The organism is Stenotrophomonas sp. PD6, from assembly GCF_049199305.1.
Lineage (GTDB): Bacteria > Pseudomonadota > Gammaproteobacteria > Xanthomonadales > Xanthomonadaceae > Stenotrophomonas.
This window is the reverse complement of record NZ_JBLZQD010000020.1, coordinates 44,561-49,379: the sequence shown is the minus strand read 5'-3', so window position 1 is coordinate 49,379 and position 4,819 is coordinate 44,561. Positions and strand designations below refer to the sequence as shown.

Annotated in this window: 3 protein-coding genes; 2 read left to right on the top strand and 1 reads right to left on the bottom strand. The window is 67.4% G+C overall.

From position 1 onward, the window contains the following. Positions 1-184: 184 nt before the first annotated feature. Positions 185-1,600 (bottom strand): class II fumarate hydratase, encoded by a 1,416-nt coding sequence (locus ACOZHM_RS19335; RefSeq protein ID WP_421570933.1) that lies wholly within the window; start codon positions 1,598-1,600, stop codon positions 185-187. A gap of 272 nt (positions 1,601-1,872) precedes the next feature. Here ACOZHM_RS19335 and ACOZHM_RS19330 point away from each other — a divergent pair, with 272 nt between their 5' ends. Both ACOZHM_RS19330 and purB read left to right on the top strand, forming a co-directional pair. Then, positions 1,873-3,207: a hemolysin family protein gene (locus ACOZHM_RS19330; RefSeq protein ID WP_421570932.1), complete on the top strand. Its 1,335-nt coding sequence runs from the start codon at positions 1,873-1,875 to the stop codon at positions 3,205-3,207. A gap of 35 nt (positions 3,208-3,242) precedes the next feature. Beyond that, entirely contained in the window at positions 3,243-4,610 is a 1,368-nt protein-coding gene (gene purB / locus ACOZHM_RS19325) for an adenylosuccinate lyase (protein WP_421570931.1), read from the top strand. Positions 4,611-4,819 lie beyond the last annotated feature (209 nt).

The following is a 4,819-nucleotide window of genomic DNA, read 5'->3' as shown; positions in this document are numbered from 1 at the left end:
GCCCCCGGAGGGACGCTCCAAAACATGGATGTTTTGGAGCAGCCTACAAGGACGTACTTGCGGCGTGTCCCGGAGCGGGGCTGCCCGCCGGCCGCCCCAGCCCGTAACAACGGAAACGCTGCTTTGGCTTTGGCCTTGTCCTTTGGTGCGTACCGACCAACGGTCGGTACGCACCGGGTGGGCGTCAGCCGCCCCCGCCACCGCCTCCCGCGTGGATCCCGCCTGCGGTCAGCGCCGCCGGATCGAGCAGGCGACGCAACTCGGCTTCGCTCAGCCCGCTGTCTTCCTTTGCCACGTCCAGCACCGGGCGCTGTTCCTTGTAGGCGCGTTTCGCGATAGCCGCCGCTTTTTCGTACCCGATGATCGGGTTCAACGCCGTCACCAGAATCGGATTGCGCGCCAGCGCCTCGCGCACGCGGTCTTCGCGCACCTTCAGCCCGGCGATCGCCGTGTCGGCCAGCAGCCGCGAAATGTTCGACAACAGACCGATCCCGTCCAGCAGGTTCGCCGCGATCAGCGGCAGCGTCACATTCAACTGGAAATTGCCCGTCTGGCCCGCCACCGTGATCGCCGTGTGGTGACCGATCACCTGCGCGCACACCATCACCGTCGCCTCCGGAATCACCGGATTGACCTTGCCCGGCATGATCGAACTGCCCGGCTGCAACGCCGGCAGCTCGATCTCGCCCAAGCCTGCCAGCGGACCGGCGTTCATCCAGCGCAGATCGTTCGCGATCTTGATCAGCGCCACCGCCAGCGCATTGAGCTGGCCGGACAGCTCCACCGCATCGTCCTGCGCCGCCAGACCCTCGAACTTGTTGTCCGCACTGTCGAAACGTACCCCGGTCTGCTGCTTCAGGCGCTTGGCCACCCGCTCGCCGAAGCGCGGGTCCGCATTGATGCCCGTGCCGATCGCCGTGCCGCCCAGCGGCAGCCGACGCAGCCGCTTCAAGCTGTCTTCCAGCCGCTCCTGCGCCGACGACAACTGCGCCGACCATGCACCGAATTCCTGCTCGAACGTCAGCGGCATCGCATCCATCAGGTGCGTGCGGCCGGTCTTCACCACCTTGCGCAACGCACGGCCGCGCTTGTCGATCGTCTTGCGCAGATGCACCAGCGCCGGCAGCAACTGCTCCTGCACGCCCAGCAGCGCCGACACCCGCAACGCCGTGGGAATCACGTCATTGGAGCTCTGCCCCTGATTGACGTGATCGTTCGGGTGCACCGTCGTCTTGCCGGTCTTGCCCGCACGGTTGGCCAGCGTGGCAATCACCTCGTTGGCATTCATGTTCGACGACGTGCCCGAACCGGTCTGGTACACATCGATCGGGAAATGCGCGTCGTGGCGGCCCTCGGCCACCTCGTCCGCCGCGGATTCGATGGCCTTGGCCACGTTCTTCGGCAGGTGGCCCAGCTCGGCGTTCACCGCCGCGGCGGCGCCTTTCACCAGGCCCAGCGCGCGGATGAAGCCGCGCGGCATGCGCTGGCCCGACACCGGGAAATTGTCCACCGCGCGCTGCGTCTGCGCGCCCCACAGCGCCTCTGCAGGTACCTGCAGTTCGCCCATGCTGTCGTGCTCGGTCCTGAAACCCTTGCTCATTGCATCACTCCGCGATTCTTTCAGTTGGGAAAGGGAACGGCGGCTTGCAACGGGCCTTCATTCCCTGGCTGGCGGCTGCGGTCACGATACTCCCAAGCGGGAATGAAACCCAACCGCAGCCCGCATCGGCTAGACTCGGAATTCGTGTTCATTCAGGCATCACCTCTCTCCATGGGCGACGACCCCCACTGTAGTTCGCGCCACGACCCACGGTTGTGGCCCACCGTTATCTTCACCGCCGTCACCTGCAGCGCGCTGCGCCGGGGCCGGCCATGATCGTCGGCAACCTGCTGCTCCTGCTGCTGGCCCTGTTCCTGGTGCTGCTCAACGGCTTCTTCGTGGCCGCCGAGTTCGCCCTGGTCAAACTGCGCCATACCCAGGCCGTTGGCCTGGCGGCCAATCACGGCTGGCGCGGCCGGCTGCTGCTCAACGTGCATTCGCACCTGGACGCCTACCTGTCGGCCTGCCAGCTTGGCATCACCCTGTCCTCGCTGGGCCTGGGCTGGGTGGGCGAGCCGGCCTTCGCCCACCTGCTGCAGCCGCTGTTCGACACGCTCGGCATGGGCCCCGAAGCGGCCCGCCTCACCGCCTTCATCATCGCCTTCAGCCTGATCTCGTTCCTGCACATCGTGCTGGGCGAGCTGGCGCCGAAATCGATGGCGATCCGCCGCCCGGAGGCCATGTCGCTGTGGACCGCCGCCCCGCTCTACCTGTTCTACTGGGCCATGTTCCCCGCCATCTGGCTGCTCAACCAGAGCGCCAACGCGCTGCTGCGGCTGGCCGGCTGGGGCGATGTCGAGCACACCTCGCACCGCTACTCGCGTGAGGAACTCAAGCTCATCGTCGCGCGCCAGCAGCCCGGCGCCGGTGCCCCGGACCAGAACCTGACCCTGATGAGCCACGCGCTGGAACTGCCCGAACTGGTGGCCGGCGACCTGATGCGCCCGCGCGAGCACATGCGCGTGTTCCGCCAGGGCATGGGCCTGGCCGAGGTCATGGCCGAATTCGCCGAGAGCCGCTACAGCCGCTACCCGTGGTTCGACCGCGAGGGCGAGGAAGTGCTGGGCATCCTGCACATGAAGGACCTGCTGGTGGAGATCGCCCGTGGCAACCCCACCGACGACCTGCGCGCCCTGCTTCGCCCGGCCAACCTGATCGCACTGGAAACCCCGGTCACGGCCGTGCTCGAACGCTTCCGCACCGGCACCACGCACATGGCCCTGTGCGTGGAGGAACATGGCCGCATCCTGGGCTACTTCACCCTGGAAGACCTGCTGGAAGTGGTGGTGGGCGACATCGAGGACGAACACCCGCACGTGGTCAAGGACGCGCCCACCCGGGGCGCCGACGGCAGCCTGCTGGTGGCCGGCTCCACCTCGATCTTCCGGCTGGAGCGCCTGCTGGGCCATGACCTGGCGGCGCCGGAGCACCTGAACTCGGTGGGCGGGCTGATCGTGCACCAGCTGCAGCGGCTGCCTGAGGAGGGTGAGGAGGTGCGCATCGACGGCCACCTGTTCACCGTCAAACGCATGGCCGGCCACCGCATCCAGGCGGTGACGGTGCGGCTGGCCCCCGAGGAGGCCGACGAGGACCCCGGGGCAGCGTAGAATGGCGGCCCCCGCCGTCATTGCCTGCGCCCGCCATGTCCGAATTCACCCTGCTCGCCCTGTCCCCGCTTGATGGCCGCTATGCCGGCAAGGTCGACGCCCTGCGCCCGATCTTCTCCGAGTACGGCCTGATCAAGGCCCGCGTGAAGGTCGAAGTGGAGTGGCTGCTGGCCCTGGCCGACGAGCCCGGCATCGCCGAGCTGGCCCCGTTCGCACCGTCCGCCGTGGCCCGCCTGCGCGCGCTGGCCGACGGTTTCTCCCCGGCCCACGCGGCGCGGGTGAAGGAGATCGAACGCACCACCAATCACGACGTGAAGGCGGTGGAGTACTTCATCAAGGAACAACTGAAGGACGATGCGGAGCTGGCGCCGGCGCTGGAGTTCGTGCATTTCGCCTGCACCAGCGAAGACATCAACAACCTCAGCTACGGGCTGATGCTGGAGCAGGCCCGCCGTGAGGTGCTGCTGCCCTCGCTGGACGGCATCGCCGCCAGCCTGCGCACGCTAGCCCACGCCCAGGCCGAACAGCCGATGCTGTCGCGCACGCACGGCCAGACCGCCTCGCCCACCACGCTGGGCAAGGAAGTGGCCAATGTGGTGGCCCGCCTGGAGCGCCAGCGCCGCCAGATCGCCGCAGTCGAACTCACCGGCAAGATCAACGGCGCGGTGGGCAACTACAACGCCCACGCGATCGCCTACCCCGCCGTGGACTGGCCGGCCTTCGCCAAGCGCTTCGTGGAGAGCCTGGGCCTGGTGTTCAATCCGTACACGACGCAGATCGAGCCGCACGACAACATCGCCGAGATCGGTGACGCGGCGCGCCGCGCCAACATCATCCTGATCGATCTGGCCCGCGACATCTGGGGCTACATCTCGCTGGGCTACTTCAAGCAGAAGCTCAAGGAAGGCGAAGTCGGCTCCTCGACGATGCCGCATAAGGTCAACCCGATCGATTTCGAGAATGCCGAAGGCAACTTCGGCATCGCCAACGCGCTGTTCGAGCACTTCAGCGCGAAGCTGCCGATCAGCCGCTGGCAGCGCGACCTGACCGATTCGACGGTGCTGCGCGCGCTGGGCACGGCCTTCGGCCACAGCCAGGTGGCGCTGGACTCGCTGGCCAAGGGCCTGGGCAAGCTGACGGTCAACCCGGAGCGCCTGGATGGCGATCTGGACGCGGCGTGGGAAGTGCTGGCCGAAGCGGTACAGACGGTGATGCGCCGCTATGGCCTGCCCAACCCGTACGAACAGCTCAAGGCCCTGACCCGCGGCCAGGGCATCACCGCCGAGTCGATGAAGGCGTTCGTGGAGTCCCTGGACCTGCCGGAAGACGCCAAGCAGGGCCTGCGCACCCTCACCCCGGGCGGCTACGTAGGCCTGGCGGCGGATCTCGCCAAGGCGATCTGACGCCACCGGTAACGGTATGCGGTTGAAGAAGGGACGCCAAGGGCGTCCCTTTTTTCGGTCTTGCGTTGAAGGCGGAGAAGCAAACGCCTTCGCCGGCCAAGCCGCCTGCACAGGGCCGGGGGGTGCGGGGGTACGGGACACGCCGTAAACCCATCCATGGGGGCTCGTTCACGCCATCCATGGCGCTCTACGGTCCCGTACCCCCACAC